Genomic DNA, 16,838 nt, shown 5'->3' on the forward strand with positions numbered 1-16,838 from the left:
CAACCCTGTCGCCGCAACAAAGTTCCGGCATCCCTCCCCTCTTTCGAGGCGGAGGGAACAAAATGCCGCACTGCGGAATTGAGAGGCGCGATCTCGCACTCCTCTCTCCGCCAAAGGAAAATCACGATGGATGCCCGCAGCACGAATTTCGCAGTGGAGCCCGGCGAATTCCACACACTCGGCGCGCGTTTCGACGGAGAGGGCACCAACTTTGCGCTCTTCTCGGCGCATGCCGAGCGGGTCGAGCTCTGCCTCTACGACGAGGACGGCAAGACCGAGATCGCCCGCGTCGACCTACCGGAATATACGAACGAGGTCTGGCACGGCTACCTGCCGGGCATCAAGCCCGGCATGCTCTACGGTTACCGCGTCCACGGCCCCTATGACCCCGCCAACGGCCACCGCTTCAATCCGAACAAGCTTCTGCTTGACCCCTATGGGCGAGAGATCGTTGGCGACATCACCTGGACCAAGGGGCATTTCGGCTACGATATCGACAGTGGCGAGAAGGACCTGTCCTTCAGCACGCTGGACAACGGTTCGGACATGCCGAAGTGCAGGGTCATCGATCCACGGATCAGTCGCGAATACAATGGTTCCCCCAACATCCACTGGGCGGATACCATCGTCTACGAAACACATGTGAAGGGCTTCACCAAGCTCAACCCGGCCATCCCGCAAGACTTGCGCGGCACATTCGAGGGCCTGGGCCACAAGGCCGCCGTCGACTATGTGAAGAGCCTCGGAATCACCTCGGTCGAACTCCTGCCGATCCATGCCTTTCCTGATGACAGTCACCTTCTGGAAAAGGGCCTGCGAAACTATTGGGGCTACAACACGATCGGCTTCTTTGCCCCGGCGACGCGCTATTATGGCCCAAAAGGCCTGACCGGCTTCAGAGACATGGTGCGCGCCTTCCACGATGCGGGGATCGAAGTCATCCTGGACGTCGTCTACAACCACACCGCCGAGGGCAATGAACTCGGGCCGACGCTGTCCTTCAAGGGCATCGACAATTTCTCCTACTACCGCACCCTGCCCGACAATCACCGTTATTACATCAACGACACCGGCACCGGAAACACCGTCAACACTTCCCATCCGCGCGTGCTGCAGATGGTGATGGACAGCCTGCGCTACTGGGCCGAAGAAATGCATGTCGACGGTTTTCGCTTCGACCTCGGCACGATCCTTGGGCGCGAGCCTGAGGGTTTCGACCAGCGCGGGGGCTTTTTCGATGCCGTCACGCAGGATCCGGTTCTGTCGAAGGTCAAGTTGATCGGCGAGCCGTGGGACATCGGTCCCGGCGGCTATCAGGTCGGCGGTTTCCCGCCCGGCTGGGCGGAGTGGAACGACAAGTACCGCGACTCGACCCGGGACTACTGGCTGAACGGGGATAATTGCGCACCGGATTTCGCTGCCCGTCTATTGGGTTCAGGCGACATCTACGATCTGCGCGGACGTCGCCCTTGGTCCAGCATCAACTTCATCACCGCCCATGACGGCTTCACCCTCAACGATCTCGTCTCCTATGACGGCAAGCACAACGAGGCCAACGGCGAAGACAACAATGACGGCCACAACGACAACCGCAGCCACAACTACGGCGTCGAAGGCCCGACGGAAGACGAAGGCATCAACGCTTTTCGCGCGCGGCAGAAGCGCAATTTTCTGGCGACGCTGCTCTTCTCGCACGGGACGCCGATGCTGCTCGCAGGCGACGAATTCGGCCGGTCGCAAATGGGCAACAACAACGGCTACTGCCAGGACAGCGAAATCAGTTGGCTGCATTGGGAAAACCTGCCGGAAGGCTGCGAAGCGCTGCGCGATTTCACCCGCCGCCTGATTGCCCTCCGAAAGCAGCAGCCATTGCTGCGTCGCGCAAGCTGGCGCGATGGAATGGCGATCGACTGGTTCAACGTGAAGGGAGGATCTCAGCGTCCCGAGCATTGGCTCGACGGAAATCCCCTTGCCTTGAAGCTCGGGCGCGATGACCTGGCCGAAATCGAAGGGGTCTGGAGCGAAATTCTCATTCTGTTCAACCCTGTCGATGCGGATATGACCTTCAGACTGCCGAAGACAAGCGGTGGTGACTGGCGGCTCGCTTTGACGACGGTCGACCCGAATGGCCACGGCGACATCGTCGCGGAGGGTCATGACCTGACCCTTGCGCCACGTTCACTCGCCCTGTTGTACCGCGTCTGACAAGCCGTGGGCGGCGAGTGCCGCCCACCTTTCTATGGATGCGAGGCCTCTGCAATCACTTCGAAGTCGTAGAGCTTGCCGGCCAGCTTCATTCGTCGGGCCGAAATCAGCACGGGAACAGGCTCTCCGGCGGCATTGCGGATATCTGCCCGTTCACCCGAATAGCCGCCCTCGCAATCGAGCAAGGCAAGGCGCGCCTCGCGTGCGGAATTGTCGATAACCAGACCGGAGGACACCATTTCCTGGCCGCGGATAGACTCCCATGACTTTCCGACAAGGTCGAGATAGGCCTTGTTGACGCGCACATAGCGCGAACTGTTCTCGCCGATCGTCGAAATCGAGAATGCCACCGGCGAGAGGTCGAACATGGTCTGGATCAGCGAATCCGCCGTTCCCTCCGCCACGCCCGGATCAGCGGCCAGGCGCTCGATCACAGACAGATCATCGGACCCCACCAGATCGTGGTCGATCGGCAAGGATGCCTCATCGCGCAAGATGGCCACCAGCCGCCACAGATCGACTTCGTGGAACAGGACCCTGTGGGCCTCGGCCACCTGGTCCAAGCTGGCGGGCACATTCACAGCGGCCGCCTCGAGCCGATCCTTTTCACCGCCGGATCGGGCCGACACGGCGAGGCCACGAAGGGCATCGACGGTCATCTTATGGACAATTTCATAGGCCTGATCGAGCAGTACGCGACGACTGGCCTCCAGCGTATCATCGACCAGGACCATCTCGTCACTGGTCGGCAGCCGCTCGAGGATACGCCATACCCGCGCCTCATCAGGGCTCTCCCAGGTCGTCGGCTTGCCGCGCGGAGCAAAGCGGATCAGGGCCAGCACGGTCTCCGTGCCGAACACATCCGGATCGGCGGGACAGTCCGCGCCATCGGTCCCCAAAGCGGTGGCCGTGAGACGGACCGGGCTTCCATTGTCATCGAGGAAGAGGGACACTTCCCGCACATTGTCCGGAAAGCTCAGCCAGGGATGCTCACGCCTGAATGTGGCAAGGGCGTCCGCATCCAAAACGGCAACGGCATACATGTCTGTCTCTCCTGGTCTCGTGCCAAGGTCCTGGCGGCAAATCAACGTCTGAACGCTCGATACGTGCCCAGGGTGAAGGCGGATCATCCGAGGACCCGTCAAACGCCCGGCAGTCGCGGCGGGAACGTCGCGCGATCTTCAGCAAGGCGTTGCTAATAGTTCAACAAACCGCCGTTTCATACATCCTGGGCAACACGAAGCCGTGCGCGAACAAGAAAATTTCGCCGACAATTGACAAAGCGCAATAACATGCCGCGCGAGCATCCAAAAACAGATAATAGGAACACGGGCTCGCTGCAGTCATCATCAGATGCGGCCCCAGCTACCACTGGCCCGCGCACCTGAACGGCAATGTTTTGAAAAAAAAAGAGGGCGGCCTTGAGGCCGCCCGGAGAAACGTCGATTTCCGGCCGTTTTCTCAGAAGAACGCCTGGATGCCGGTCTGCGCCCGACCGAGGATCAGCGCATGGACGTCGTGCGTGCCCTCGTAGGTGTTGACCGTCTCCAGGTTCTGCGCGTGACGCATGACGTGATACTCGATCTGGATGCCGTTGCCGCCATGCATGTCGCGGGCCTGGCGGGCGATGTCGAGCGCCTTGCCGCAGTTGTTGCGCTTGATCAGCGAGATCATTTCGGGAGCGAACTGGTGCTCGTCCATCAGCCGGCCGACGCGCAGAGAGGCGAACAGGCCGAGCGTGATTTCCGTCTGCATGTCGGCGAGCTTCTTCTGGTAGAGCTGCATGCCGGCGAGCGGCTTGCCGAACTGCTTGCGATCGAGACCATATTGGCGCGCACGGTGCCAGCAATCCTCGGCAGCCCCCATGACGCCCCAGGAAATGCCGTAGCGGGCGCGATTGAGGCAGCCGAACGGACCTTTCAGGCCGGAGACGTCCGGCAGGATCGCATCTTCACCCACCTCGACGCCGTCCATGACGATTTCACCGGTGACCGAGGCCCTGAGCGACAGCTTGCCGCCGATCTTCGGAGCCGAAAGACCCTTCATGCCCTTCTCGAGCACGAAGCCGCGGATCTCGCCGCCATGGGCCTCCGACTTCGCCCAGACGACGAAGACGTCGGCAATCGGCGCATTGGAAATCCACATCTTGGAGCCACGCAGGCGATAGCCGCCCTCGATCTTCTCCGCACGGGTCTTCATGCCGCCCGGATCGGAGCCGGCATCCGGCTCGGTCAGACCGAAGCAGCCGATCAGTTCGCCCGAAACGAGGCCCGGCAGATACTTGTCCTTCTGCTCTTCCGAGCCATACGCATAGATCGGATAGATGACCAGCGAGGACTGCACGCTCATCATCGAGCGATAGCCGGAATCGACGCGCTCGACTTCGCGGGCAACGAGGCCGTAGGACACATAGCTCGCATCCGCGGCGCCGTACTTCTCGGGAAGCGTAACGCCGAGAAGCCCGGCCTGGCCCATCAGCTTGAACAGTTCCGGCGCAACGGTTTCGCCGAGATAGGCTTCGTTGACGCGCGGCATCAGCTCGCTCTGGGCAAAGGCCTCGGCGGAGGCCTGGATCATGCGCTCATCTTCGGAGAGCGCCTCCGCCATCAGGAATGGATCGCTCCAGGAAAACGGCCGCATTTCGCTCATAGGTCTGATATCCTCTGTAAACTGGTGCATAGATTGACGAAACGGCAGGCGAACGCAAGACATGTTTACTCATGTGGCTATCAGGTCTATTCATAGCCAATGCTGACCCACCAACGCCGCTTCCTGCCTTCGACCAGCGCGCTCGCCGCCTTCGATTCCGTCGCCAAGCTCGGCAGCTTCTCCGCCGCCGCCAACGAGCTGAACCTCACGCAAGGGGCGATCAGCCGGCAGATATCCCTCCTCGAAGACCAGCTCGGGGTCAAGCTGTTCGACCGCAACAACCGCGGCGTGGAGCTGACACCGATCGGCCGGGACTATGCCAAGGGGATCGGCGACGCGCTGGCAACCATCCGCACCCTGTCGCTCGAGGCGATGGCGAAAGCGGAAGACACGCATCTGCGCCTCGCCATCCTGCCGACCTTCGGCACCCGTTGGCTGATGCCGCGCATTCCGGACTTCCTGCAGAAGCACCCCTCGATCATCATCGACTTCGCCACCCGCATCGGCCAGTTCGACTTTGAAGCCTCCGGCCTCGATGCCGCGATCCACATCGGCGAACCCAACTGGCCCGGCACCGATTGCCAGTTTCTCATGCAGGAAATGGTGGTGCCGGTCTGCAGCCCCGCCTTTCTCCGCGACCACCCCGTGGCGCGACCGGAAGACATGCTCTCCATGCCACTGTTCGACATGGCCTCGCGCCCGCGGGCCTGGGAGCATTGGTTCGCAAGTCTCGGCATAGCCAACGGGCGCGGCGGCGGCATGCGGTTCGAACAATTCTCCAACGTGGTCCAGGCCTGCCTTGCCGGCCTCGGCATCGCGCTGGTGCCGACCTTCCTGATCGAGCCGGAACTGGCGAGCGGTCAACTAGTGCGCGCCTGGAACCACGAGGTGAAGAGCGCCAGCGCCTATTATCTTGTCCGCCCGCTGTCGAAGATGGCCTACCAGCCAGCCACCGCCTTTTCCAATTGGCTGCTGGGGCAGGTGCGGGAATTCAACGCGTCGAGCGACGGCACCCCCGGCTGACCGTGTGAAGGCCAAGCCGCCTGCGGTGAACATTCCACTTGTCAAAGTCATCCGATGATTTAATCTATTTGGCATGAAACCTGTTCACAAGACCAGCCTCGCCGACACGGCGACCGAAGCCATTCGCGCCGAGATCATCTCCGGACGTTTCGCTGTCGGTTCGCGCCTGCCGAACGAAGCGACCCTGTCCGCCACGCTTGGCGTCAGCCGCGGAACTGTCCGCGAGGCCGTCCGGGTCCTTGCCTCTCAGGGTCTGCTCGAAGTGCTGCAGGGGTCCGGCACCTATGTCCGCTCCGCAGCAGACGGCGGCCGCACGCTGGACGCCGCCCGCCATGCGAGCCTTCGCGACCGCTTCGAGGCCCGCTGCGCGCTCGACGTCGAGGCCGCCCGGCTTGCTGCAAGGCGGGCAAGCCCGGCGACGATCGCCCGGCTGCGCGCCCTGCTCGCCCAGCGCGGAAATTCCGATGCCTGCGACAGGAAGAGTTTCATCGCCCGCGACCTCGCCTTCCACAAGGCGGTGATCGCCGCGTCGGCAAACTGTGCCCTGGTCGAACTTTTCGATTTCTTCTCCGCATCGATCGCGGAAACGATCCAGGCGACGACCGGCGGCGAACTTCCCGAACCCGACATGGCCGCCCATCTGGCGATCGTCGATGCGATTGAAACCGGCGACCCGGACAAGGCCGATGCAGCGGTGCGCCGCTTCATGGCACCGGTTTTCGCCTTCCTCGACGGAAAGACCGGCACGTGACCATGACGGAACAGACCAAAGCGCTCGACCTGGGCGATGAACTCCTGATCGACGCCGAGGACATGCCGCCCGAGGCGCCGCCCACCGCTTCGATGAGCCCGCTCGCACGCCTGCTGCTTGGCGTCAGCCTGGTACTGATCGCCTTCAACCTTCGTCCGCTGTTTTCCAGCGCCTCGGCCCTGCTGCCGGAAATCCGCTCCGAACTCGGCCTTTCGGCCGCGGGCGCGAGCCTCCTGACGACCGTTCCGGTCGCCTGCCTCGGCCTGTTCTCGCCACTTGCGCCTCGGCTTGCCGGACGCCTCGGCGCGGAGCGCACCCTCTTGGCCGCCGTGGCCCTGCTCGCGCTCGGTACCGCACTGCGTGGCTTCCATTCCGTTCCGCTGCTCTTCCTCGGCACCGCCCTTGCCGGGGCCTGCATCGCCATCGGCAATGTCCTTCTGCCCGGCCTGGTCAAGCGGGACTTTCCCGACAAGGCCGCGCTGATGACCGGCTTCTACACCATGGCGCTCTGTGCCGGCGCGGCAGGCGCGGCGGGCCTGACGCTGCCGATCGAGACCGCCGTCGGCGGCTCGCTCGGCGCTGCCCTGGCGATCTGGGCGCTTCCCGCCGCCGTCGTCGGGCTGATCTGGCTACCCCAGGCCCTCGGCAGCAGGGCGAAACCGGCAAAGACCAGTTTTCGCGTCGAGGGCCTTTGGCGCGACAAGCTGGCCTGGCAGGTCACCCTGTTCATGGGCCTGCAATCGGCGCTCGCCTACTGCGTCTTCGGCTGGCTGGTGCCGATCCTTCGCGATCGCGGCATTGACGGCGTCACGGCCGGCGCGATCGTTTCGCTGTCGGTCATGGTCCAGGCCGCCTCCTGCATTGTCTCGCCGCAGATTGCCGTTCGCGGCAAGGACCAGCGCGTGGTCCATGTCGCACTGGCCGCGATCGCCGTCATCGGCCTGCTCGGCCTTCTGTTTGCACCCCTCTGGACCGTCTGGCCCTTTGCCGTGCTTCAGGGCATCGGCCAGGGTGGTCTGGTCGCGGTGGCGCTCACCGCCGTCGTGCTGCGCTCGCCTGACCAGCATGTCGCAGCCCACCTGTCCGGCATGGCCCAATTTGTCGGCTATACGCTGGCTGCGATCGCGCCGCTATTGGTCGGTCTCATCCGCGACTGGACCGGCAGTTTCGCCGCCACGTCCATCGTCTTCGTCGCCTTCGGCTTAGGCGCCGCGATCAACGGCTGGGGAGCGGGGCGCGCCTTGCACGTCGACGTCAAGACCATCCAGAACGCAGCCTGACCAACGCCTGTGTCGGGGCGCACAGCGCGTCATCGGCTGTGATTGACAAGCGCCTGTTATGGACGAAGAGTATTCTCCGCTGAAATGCTCGAGCGTGGGAGGGACATCATGTCCAGGCGCAGGTCCAACGGTTTCACCGCACTCTTGTTTGGCCTTCTGGCGCTCGCGCCACCCGCGCTTTCCGCCGGCGGACGCAGCGTCGTCACCACCCGCGACGGCGACTATTTTGGGTTCGACCTCCGGACCGAACAGAACGTCTCGCTCGCCCAGTGCCAGTCGAGCTGCATCGCCGACCAGGAATGCCGGGCCTTCACCTATAATCCCAAGGTGAAGTGGTGCTTCCTGAAATCCGATTTCAACCAGCTGAATACCTTCGCCGGTGCCGTTGCCGGGCGCATCATCGAGCAGGGCGCGGAACCCGATATCGGCGCACCCCAGCGGCCCGATTTAGTGTCCGACCAGTTGATGGAAGATGCCCGCCAGCAGCGCGCAGGCCTAAGCCTTAGCGAAGACCAGCAGGGCTTTGGCCACAACGCATTACTCGACCAGGGCCGGCAAGCCCTGTTTGCCGGCAATTACGAGGGCGCCCTCCACGCCTTCAAGGGCGCTCTCGCCTTGACCCCCGAGGATCCTGCGCTATGGATCGAGGTCGCCCGCGCCGCCAATTCCGTCACGGGCAACAGCGAAGTGACCGGCCAGGGCGTACTTGCCGCGCTCAACGGTTTTCTGCTCACCCGCTCCACCCAGGCGCGCGCCGATGCGCTGGCCGTACTCGCCAAGGGGCTGGAGAACTCGGAAAACTACCGCGGCGCGCTCAGTGCCTACAAGGCCAGCCTTGAACTGGTGACTGCCAAGACCGTGCAGGCCGCCTATAACGACCTGCGCGCCCGCAAGGGCTTCCGCGTCGTCAGCCACACGGTCGATGCCGACAGCCTGACGCCGCGCGCCTGCGTCGAATTCTCCGATCCATTGGTCAAGCGCGGCGTGGACTATACGCCCTTCGTCACGCTCGACGGTTCGGCTCCCAAGGCCGTCGACGCAAAGGACAATCAGATCTGCGTCGAGGGCCTGACCCACGGCCAGCGCTACAAGCTGGCGCTGCGTGCAGGCCTGCCTTCCTCCGTCGAGGAGAACCTCGAAGCCCAGGTCGATCTCGAAGTTTATGTGAAGGATCGCTCGGCCGCCGTGCGCTTCACCGGCGACAATTTCGTCCTGCCGTCGACCGCCCGGCGCGGAATTCCGATCGTCTCCGTCAACACCGAGAGCGCCAAGCTGGAGCTCTATCGGATCGGCGACCGCAATGTCGCTCCCCTGCTGGCCGCCTCGCAGTTCCTCACCCAACTCGACGGCTATGGCGCCGACCGCATCGAAAGCGAAAGCGGGGAACTGATCTGGCAGGGCACGATCGACATTGCCAGCGAACTCAACAAGGACGTGATCACCAGCTTCCCGGTCGACGAGGCACTGCCGAAGCGCCGCCCCGGCATCTACGTGATGACCGCAGCCGTCGCCAATGCCACCAGCGAAGACTGGAATACCCGGGCCACCCAATGGTTCGTGGTCTCCGACATCGGGCTCTCGACCTTTGCCGGCACCGATGGCCTGCATGTCTTTGCCCGCTCGCTGGCAAGCGCCGCACCGTTTGCCGATGTCGATCTGCAGCTGATCGCCAAGAATAACGAGATCCTGGCGACGGCCCGCACCGATGCCGACGGCCGCGCCCGCTTCGACGCAGGCCTGATGCGCGCCAGGGCAGCCCTTGCCCCGGCCGTGATCGTCGCTCGCAAGGGCGAGGACGACAACGTCTTCCTCGACATGACCCGCGCCGGCTTCGATCTGTCGGACCGCGGCGTCACCGGACGTCCGGCGCCCGGCGCCATTGACGTGCTCGCCTGGACCGAGCGCGGCATCTACCGCCCCGGCGAAACCGTGCATGCGGCAGCCCTGTCGCGCGACACCGAGGCAGACGCGATCGAAAGCCTGCCGCTGACCTTCATCTTCAACCGCCCCGACGGCGTCGAATTCCGCCGCATGGTGGTGACCAGCGAAACGCTCGGCGGCTATTCCGCCGATCTTCCGCTGCTGGCCGACGCCATGCGCGGCACCTGGACGATCAACATCCACACCGATCCGAAGAAGGAACCGATCGCCCAGAAGGGTTTCCTGGTCGACGACTTCGTGCCGGACCGGCTGGAATTCGACATCACCAGCGTCACCACGAGCGTCGAGCCCGGCGTTGCCGTTCCGGTTTCCGTCGACGGCCGCTATCTCTATGGCGCTCCGGCGGCCGGCCTGATGCTCGAGGGCGAGGTGAACATCCGCCCGACCCGCACGAGCCCGGCCTTCGAACGCTATGTCTTCGGCCTCGCCGACGAGGAGCAGAGCGAGGAGACCCGCATCCCGCTTGAGGCACTCGAACCGCTCGACGAGGACGGCAAGACCAGCTTCGACGTCGACATCAGCGAACTGCCGTCGACCACGCAGATGCTGGAAGCCGAGATCGTGCTGCGTATGGTCGAAGGCGGTGGCCGGGCCGTCGAGCGCAAGCTCACCCTGCCCGTCCGTCCCGAAGGGGCGATGATCGGCGTGAAGCCGGAATTCACCGGCGACCTCGCCGAGAACTCCACCGGCCGCTTCCATGTCATCGCCGTCGGCCCCGACGGGGAAAAGCAGGCGCTGGCCGGCGCCAGGTGGAAACTCGTCAGCCTGGAACGGAACTACCAGTGGTATCGCGAGGGCTCGTCCTGGCGCTATGAACCGATCGTCACCACCAAGCAGGTGTCCGACGGGACGGTGGACATCGAAAGCGACGGCGCGGAAATAGCCGTGCCCGTCACCTGGGGCCGCTATCGCCTCGAGATCGAACAGGCGAGCGCCGGCGGCGCTGCCACCAGCGTCGAATTCGACGCCGGCTGGTTCGTCGAGGCCAGCTCGACCGAAACGCCCGACGCGCTGGAAATCGGCCTCGACAAGGAGAATTACAAGGTCGGCGACATGGCCAAGCTCAAGGTCTCTCCGCGCTTTGCCGGCGAACTGCTGCTGACCGTCGGCACCGACACGCTGGTGACCGCGAAGACCGCCAGCATTCCGGTCGGCGGCGGCGAGGTCGAAATCCCGATCACCGCCGATTTCGGCCCCGGCGCCTATGTCACCGCCACCCTGTTCCGTCCCGGCGAGGCCCAGGAAAGCCGCATGCCGATGCGCGCGATCGGCGTCACCTGGCTGGCGGTCGATCCCGGCGCCGACAAGCTGGCGATCAAGCTATCGCCCCCGGAAAAGACCCTGCCGCGCCAGGCCCTTGAGATCCCGATCGAGGTGGCCGGAGCCGGCATCGGCGAGGAAGCCTATGTCATGGTTGCCGCCGTCGATGTCGGCATCCTCAACCTGACGCGCTATGAAGGGCCCGATCCGGAGAGCTGGTATTTCGGCCAGCGCCGCCTGGGCATCGAGATGCGCGACCTCTATGGCCGCCTGATCGACGGTTCGCTCGGTGCGACGGGCAAGTTGCGCACCGGCGGTGACGGCGCCGAAATGCCGCTTCAAGGCAATCCGCCGAAGGAAAAACTCGTCGCCTTCTTCTCCGGTCCGGTGAAGCTGGATACCGAAGGCAAGGCGACCGTCAGCTTCGACATTCCGCAGTTCAACGGCACGGCCCGCATCATGGCTGTCGCCTGGTCGAAGACAGGTGTCGGCCACGCCCAGACGGATGTGATCATCCGCGATCCGATCGTGGTTACCGCGAGCCTGCCGCGCTTCCTCGCCCCGGGCGACGTCAGCGCCTTGAGGCTCGACATCGTCGCGACAGACGCCCCCGCCGGCGAATACACGCTGGCGGTCACGCCGAGCGATCCGGTCTCAGTCGACGCGGGCGATGCCACGCAGACGATCAGCCTGGAAGCCGGCGGCAAGACCACGGTGACCCTGCCGCTGACCGGCGTGCAGCCTGGTCAGGGCACCATCGACATCGCGCTTTCCGGTGGCGATGGGATTTCGCTCGACCAGCAGTTGATCGTCCCGGTCAGGCCATCCTCGCTGCCAGTCACCGAACGCCGGATCATCAATCTGGCCGCCGGCCGCAGCCTGACCGTCGACGGCGACCTTCTGGCCGACAGCCTGTTGCAGGACGCTTCGGTCAGTCTGAACGTCTCGCGCGCCGAGGGTTTCGACATCCCGGCGCTGATGATGAGCCTTGACCGCTACCCCTATGGCTGCGCCGAGCAGACTACCAGCCGTGCGCTTCCGCTCGTCTATTTCGACGAGCTGCAGTCCGGCTCCGGCCTGCCCGCCGATGCCGAAATCAAGAAGCGTGTCCAGGATGCGGTCTACCGCGTGCTGTCCTACCAGTCGTCGAGCGGCAGTTTCGGCCTCTGGGCGCCGGGCTATGACGACCTCTGGCTCGACGCCTATGTCAGCGACTTCCTGACCCGGGCGCGCGAACAGAAATTCGACGTGCCGGACGAGGCCATGGTGCAGGCACTGGAAAACCTGCAGAACCGCATCGGCTACGACACCAACATCAAGGACCGCGGCAACGAGATCGCCTATTCGCTCTACGTGCTCGCGCGGAACCGAAAGGCCGCGATCAGCGACCTGCGCTACTATGCCGACACGATGCTCGGCGAGTTCCCGACGCCGCTGTCCAAGGCGCATCTGGCAGCCGCCCTCGCCCTTTACGGCGATGCCGAACGCTCGCGCGCCGTCTTCCTCGATGCCGCCGGCATGTCGGAAGAAGCCCGCATCCACAAGGTCAGCCTGAACCGCTCGGACTACGGCTCGTCCTTGCGCGACGCCGCCGCCGTCCTGGCGCTCGCCGCCGAAAGCCGGCCCGTGCCGCCGATCGTGCCCATGCTGGCCAAGGTGGTGAGTGCGGAACTGCGCGAGAAGCGTTATCTCAGCACCCAGGAACAGACCTGGGCGCTGCTCGCCGCCCGCGCGCTCGACCAGGGTGACGATGGGATCAGCGTGGAGGTCAACGGCGCCGATCACAGCGGCGGCTACCGCGCCAGCATTTCCGGCGACGCGCTGCTTCAACACCCGGTCACGCTGACCAACAAGAGCAGCGATCCGCTGACGGCATCCGTGACGACGGTCGCCGCACCGAGCGTGCCTCTGCCGGCAACCGAAGAAGGCTTCACCATCGCCCGCGGCTATTACACGCTCGACGGCGAGGAGGCCAATGTCAGCGAGGCCAGCCAGAACGAGCGCTACGTCGTCGTGCTCGAAGTCACCGAAACCGACGAATGGCCGGCCGAACTGCTGATCACCGACCTTCTGCCGGCCGGCTTCGAGATCGACAATCCGAGCCTCGTCGACAGCGCCAAGCTCGCCAATTTCGACTGGATCGGCGAGACCGAAACCGCCCATCTCGAATTCCGCAACGACCGCTTCGTCGCGGCGATCAGCCGGAACAAGGGTGAGAACGATGCGATCACGCTGGCCTATGTGGTCCGCGCGGTGACGCCGGGCGTCTATGACCACCCCGCCGCCCATGTCGAGGACATGTATCGCCCGCAATTCTTCGCCCGCACGGCGACGGGACGTATGGAGGTCGTGGCAGCGGAATAATGAGGCTGGTTCGAACCATCGGCATCGGCACCCTCGCCGCTTCCCTGGCGGGCGTGCTGGTCGCCGGCCTTCTCTGGGCCGACCATGCGTTCCCTCCGCCGCTGGAAGGCGCCGCAAGCGTCTCTGCGGAAGTGGTGGATCGCGACGGACGGCTGTTGCGCGCCTTTGCCACGCGGGACGGGCTTTGGCGGTTGCGGACACATGCAGCGGATGTCGATCCGCAGTTCCTCAAAATGCTGATCGCCTATGAAGACCGGCGCTTCGAGGAGCATGCCGGGGTGGATGTTATTGCCCTCGGCCGCGCAGCGCTCCAGCTCGTCTCCAATGGCCGCATCATCTCCGGCGGCTCGACCATCAGCATGCAGGTGGCACGCCTGATCGAGCCGCGGCGGGAGCGGTCGATCGCCGCCAAGCTCATCCAGATCGCCCGGGCGATCCAGATCGAGCGGCGCCTCGGCAAGGCGGAAATCCTCGATCTCTATCTGACGCTCGCGCCCTATGGGGGCAATCTCGAAGGCGTACGGGCCGCAAGCCTTGCCTATTTCGGCAAGGAGCCGCGCCGTCTTTCGGTGGCGGAGGCCGCCCTGCTCGTCGCCTTGCCGCAGCTGCCGGAACGTCGCAGGCCCGATCGCCATCCGGCCGCGGCCGAAGCCTCCCGTCACCGTGTTCTCGAGCGCATGCAGACGGCCGGTGTGCTCGACGCGACCGAGATCGCCCGCGCCGGGGCAAGTGCCGTTCCGACCCGGCGTGCGCAGTTGCCGGCACTGGCCGCACATTTGGCGGAAGCCGCGCGCAAAAGGGAGCCAACGGCCGAGCGCCACGAAACGACGTTGAACGCAGACATCCAGCAGAGGCTGGAGACCGTCGCGCTGCATGCCTCGGCCAAGCTCGACCCCAAAGTTTCGCTCGCCCTGATGATGGCTGATGCGGAGACCGGCGAAATCCTTGCCGAAGTCGGCGCCGCCGACTATTTCGACGCCTCGCGCTCCGGCTGGATCGACATGACGCGCCAGAGCCGCTCGCCGGGCTCGACGCTGAAACCCTTCATCTATGGCCTCGCCTTCGAAGAGGGCCTCGTCGCCCAGGAGACCATCGTCGAGGACCGCCCTGCCGACTTCTTCGGCTACCGCCCGAAGAATTTCGACATGACCTACCAGGGTGACGTGTCGGTCCGTCAGGCGCTGCAATTGTCGCTCAACGTGCCGGCCGTTCGTCTTCTCGATGCACTCGGCCCGACCAAGCTGATGGCGCGCCTACGCCGCGCCGAGGTGACGCCGCGCCTGCCGACGGCCGAAGCGCCGGGCCTTGCGATTGCGCTCGGCGGGGTCGGCCTGTCGCTGAAGGATCTGGTCCAGCTCTATGCCGGCCTTGCGAACCGCGAGAAGCCGGTCAGGCTCGGTGACGGCATTCGCGATCTGCCCGGAGCGATCGACAGCCCGCCGCTGTTCGAACCCGTCGCCGCCTGGAATGTCGCGGACGTCCTCTCCGCCGTCCTGCCGCCGCTCGGCAGTCCAAAGAGCGGCATCGCCTACAAGACCGGCACAAGCTACGGCTACCGCGACGCCTGGTCCGTCGGTTACGACGGGCGTTACGTGATCGGCGTGTGGATCGGCCGGCCCGACAACGCCGCCATCCCCGGCATATCCGGCTATGCCACGGCCGCCCCCGTGCTGTTCGAGGCCTTCGCCAAGTCGGGCATTGCCGGCACGGCGCTCCCACCCGCTCCCCGTGGCGCTGCCCGCATCGCCCAGGCCGAGCTCCCCATCAGCCAGCGGCGGTTCTCCATGCAGGCGAACGGCCTCATCTCGGCATCCGCGCGGGAAAAGCCACCACAGATCGTCTATCCTCCAGAGGGCGCGCATGTGGAACTCGGCACCGCGCCGGACGGCACGGCCCTGCCGTTGATCCTCAAGCTGCAGGCCGGGCGCGCACCGTTCCGCTGGCTCGCCAATGGCAAGCCGCTCGCCGAACCGACGAGGCGGCGCACCAGCGACTGGACGCCGGAAGGCTCCGGCTATTCGACGCTGACCGTGATCGACGCCGCCGGCCGGGCAGCGAGCGTCGGGATTTTCATACGAAACCCCTGATCTCAGGCTGATCCAGGGCTGCGCGCACTGCGTATCTTTGAACGGACCAGGCTTGGAACCTCCAGGGAGACCGGAAAGATGACGACAGCAAAGACGATCATGGTGTTTGCGGCGCTTGCTTCTGCGCTCATTCTGACAAACCCCGCCAATGCAAACCAGAACCGCTACGACGCCGCCGAGATCAAGCAGTCGGTGATCGGCAAACGGATCTATCTGGCTGTCCCCTTCGGCGGCGAATTCCCGCTCAATTATCGCCTCGACGGACAGGTGGACGGCTCTGGCGAAGCGCTCGGCCTCGGACGCCTGGCCAAGCCCTCCGACACCGGCCGCTGGTGGATCGATGGCAACCGGCTGTGCCAGAAGTTCACCACCTGGTACAAGGGCGAGCCCATGTGCTTCGAACTCGAGCGCATCAGCGACAACAAGCTCAAATGGACGCGCAACAACGGCCAGACCGGAACAGCCCGGATCGGCAGTTCACTCTGACAACCCTCTGGCAGCCCCTGGTCGACGCGCTTGCCGGCCAGGCGCCTCACCGCTATGCAGAGTTGACCGTAAGCACGAGGGAAGGCAGATGCAGCAATCAAAGGTCCGGGCGACGGGAGCCACCGCAAGCCTCGGACGAACAGGCTTCCCCCATATCGCCACGACCACCGGCGGAACACTCGACATCGTCACCGGCCCCTCGCAGCCGGGCTTCAATCCGCTGGATCTGCTCTATGCTTCGCTGGCCTCCTGCATGGCGATGAGCGCGCGCATCGCTGCCCATCGCATGGGCGTTCATGAAAGAATCCGGGAAATCCGCGTCGAGGCGAGCGGCCAAAAGGCGGACGAAGGCCCGTCCCGCATCGCCCGTTTCGATATCCTCTTCACCATCGACGGCGACATCGATGCCCAAACGAGGATGGCGATCGTTCATGACGCCGAGGAAATCTGCACGGTCAGCAACACGCTCTCCGGGAACCCAAGCCTTGACCTGCGCCTGGCGGAATAAGCCCTGGCACAGGATGCGGCACGTATTCCGATGGACGGGCGACAAAACCGTCCTATATCAGTTGCCGCGCGGTGCAAATGCGCCGAGGTCTTGACGCAAGGTCCGACTTCGGTGAAAACGTCCGGGTTCTGTGACACCTGACCATTGGTCTCCACGGATAAACTTTGGTGCCGGGCCCCTCTGGCGAGAGTTTACGGCGCTCTCGTGATGTCGGTACCGCCAGCAATATGAGCCGGCGGATTCAAGAAAATGATATCTTCGAACATGCCAATTTTCCGCGCGTG

General features: G+C 64.5%; 10 protein-coding genes. 8 read left to right on the forward strand and 2 right to left on the reverse strand.

Annotation, left to right across the window (positions count from 1 at the left end; translation table 11 throughout):
• Positions 1-126: 126 nt before the first annotated feature.
• Positions 127-2,205: a glycogen debranching protein GlgX gene (gene glgX / locus DYZ14_RS02645; protein WP_154719214.1), complete on the forward strand. Its 2,079-nt coding sequence runs from the start codon at positions 127-129 to the stop codon at positions 2,203-2,205.
• Positions 2,206-2,237: 32 nt separating this feature from the next.
• On the opposite strand, the gene DYZ14_RS02650 is transcribed toward glgX, so the two are convergent.
• Positions 2,238-3,248, reverse strand: coding sequence for a diguanylate cyclase (locus tag DYZ14_RS02650; protein ID WP_154719215.1), 1,011 nt, complete (start codon positions 3,246-3,248; stop codon positions 2,238-2,240).
• 418 nt (positions 3,249-3,666) lie between these two features.
• Positions 3,667-4,854, reverse strand: coding sequence for an acyl-CoA dehydrogenase (locus tag DYZ14_RS02655; RefSeq protein ID WP_154719216.1), 1,188 nt, complete (start codon positions 4,852-4,854; stop codon positions 3,667-3,669).
• Between the two features lie 99 nt (positions 4,855-4,953).
• Here DYZ14_RS02655 and DYZ14_RS02660 point away from each other — a divergent pair, with 99 nt between their 5' ends.
• From DYZ14_RS02660 to DYZ14_RS02690, 7 genes are all read left to right on the forward strand, one after another.
• The gene (locus DYZ14_RS02660; protein WP_154719217.1) at positions 4,954-5,877 is read left to right on the forward strand and encodes a LysR family transcriptional regulator; all 924 of its coding nucleotides are present in this window, start codon (positions 4,954-4,956) and stop codon (positions 5,875-5,877) included.
• Positions 5,878-5,950: 73 nt separating this feature from the next.
• Positions 5,951-6,628 (forward strand): FadR/GntR family transcriptional regulator, encoded by a 678-nt coding sequence (locus tag DYZ14_RS02665; protein WP_154719218.1) that lies wholly within the window; start codon positions 5,951-5,953, stop codon positions 6,626-6,628.
• 2 nt (positions 6,629-6,630) lie between these two features.
• Positions 6,631-7,908, forward strand: a complete 1,278-nt coding sequence (locus tag DYZ14_RS02670; RefSeq protein ID WP_154719412.1) for a CynX/NimT family MFS transporter — start codon at positions 6,631-6,633, stop codon at positions 7,906-7,908.
• 108 nt (positions 7,909-8,016) lie between these two features.
• On the forward strand, positions 8,017-13,473 hold the full coding sequence (locus DYZ14_RS02675; protein ID WP_154719219.1) for an alpha-2-macroglobulin family protein: 5,457 nt from the start codon (positions 8,017-8,019) through the stop codon (positions 13,471-13,473).
• Positions 13,473-15,560, forward strand: a complete 2,088-nt coding sequence (gene pbpC / locus DYZ14_RS02680) for a penicillin-binding protein 1C (RefSeq protein ID WP_154719220.1) — start codon at positions 13,473-13,475, stop codon at positions 15,558-15,560. The genes DYZ14_RS02675 and pbpC overlap by 1 nt, the downstream gene beginning before the upstream one ends.
• A gap of 78 nt (positions 15,561-15,638) precedes the next feature.
• Positions 15,639-16,046 (forward strand): hypothetical protein, encoded by a 408-nt coding sequence (locus DYZ14_RS02685; protein WP_154719221.1) that lies wholly within the window; start codon positions 15,639-15,641, stop codon positions 16,044-16,046.
• Positions 16,047-16,134: 88 nt separating this feature from the next.
• Positions 16,135-16,554: an OsmC family protein gene (locus DYZ14_RS02690; protein WP_154719222.1), complete on the forward strand. Its 420-nt coding sequence runs from the start codon at positions 16,135-16,137 to the stop codon at positions 16,552-16,554.
• Positions 16,555-16,838: the final 284 nt, after the last annotated feature.

It is taken from the genome of Ciceribacter sp. T2.26MG-112.2, assembly GCF_900492205.1.
Taxonomy (GTDB): Bacteria; Pseudomonadota; Alphaproteobacteria; order Rhizobiales; family Rhizobiaceae; genus Allorhizobium; species Allorhizobium naphthalenivorans_A.

Bases quoted from the DNA above. Each gene is read 5' to 3' on its own strand.
- DYZ14_RS02665 (WP_154719218.1), top strand. From the start codon at position 5,951: ATGAAACCTGTTCACAAGACCAGCCTCGCCGACACGGCGACCGAAGCC.
- DYZ14_RS02690 (WP_154719222.1), top strand. From the start codon at position 16,135: ATGCAGCAATCAAAGGTCCGGGCGACGGGAGCCACCGCAAGCCTCGGA.
- DYZ14_RS02660 (WP_154719217.1), top strand. From the start codon at position 4,954: ATGCTGACCCACCAACGCCGCTTCCTGCCTTCGACCAGCGCGCTCGCC.
- DYZ14_RS02670 (WP_154719412.1), top strand. From the start codon at position 6,631: ATGACGGAACAGACCAAAGCGCTCGACCTGGGCGATGAACTCCTGATC.
- pbpC (WP_154719220.1), top strand. From the start codon at position 13,473: ATGAGGCTGGTTCGAACCATCGGCATCGGCACCCTCGCCGCTTCCCTG.
- DYZ14_RS02685 (WP_154719221.1), top strand. From the start codon at position 15,639: ATGACGACAGCAAAGACGATCATGGTGTTTGCGGCGCTTGCTTCTGCG.
- DYZ14_RS02650 (WP_154719215.1), bottom strand. From the start codon at position 3,248: ATGTATGCCGTTGCCGTTTTGGATGCGGACGCCCTTGCCACATTCAGG.
- glgX (WP_154719214.1), top strand. From the start codon at position 127: ATGGATGCCCGCAGCACGAATTTCGCAGTGGAGCCCGGCGAATTCCAC.
- DYZ14_RS02675 (WP_154719219.1), top strand. From the start codon at position 8,017: ATGTCCAGGCGCAGGTCCAACGGTTTCACCGCACTCTTGTTTGGCCTT.
- DYZ14_RS02655 (WP_154719216.1), bottom strand. From the start codon at position 4,854: ATGAGCGAAATGCGGCCGTTTTCCTGGAGCGATCCATTCCTGATGGCG.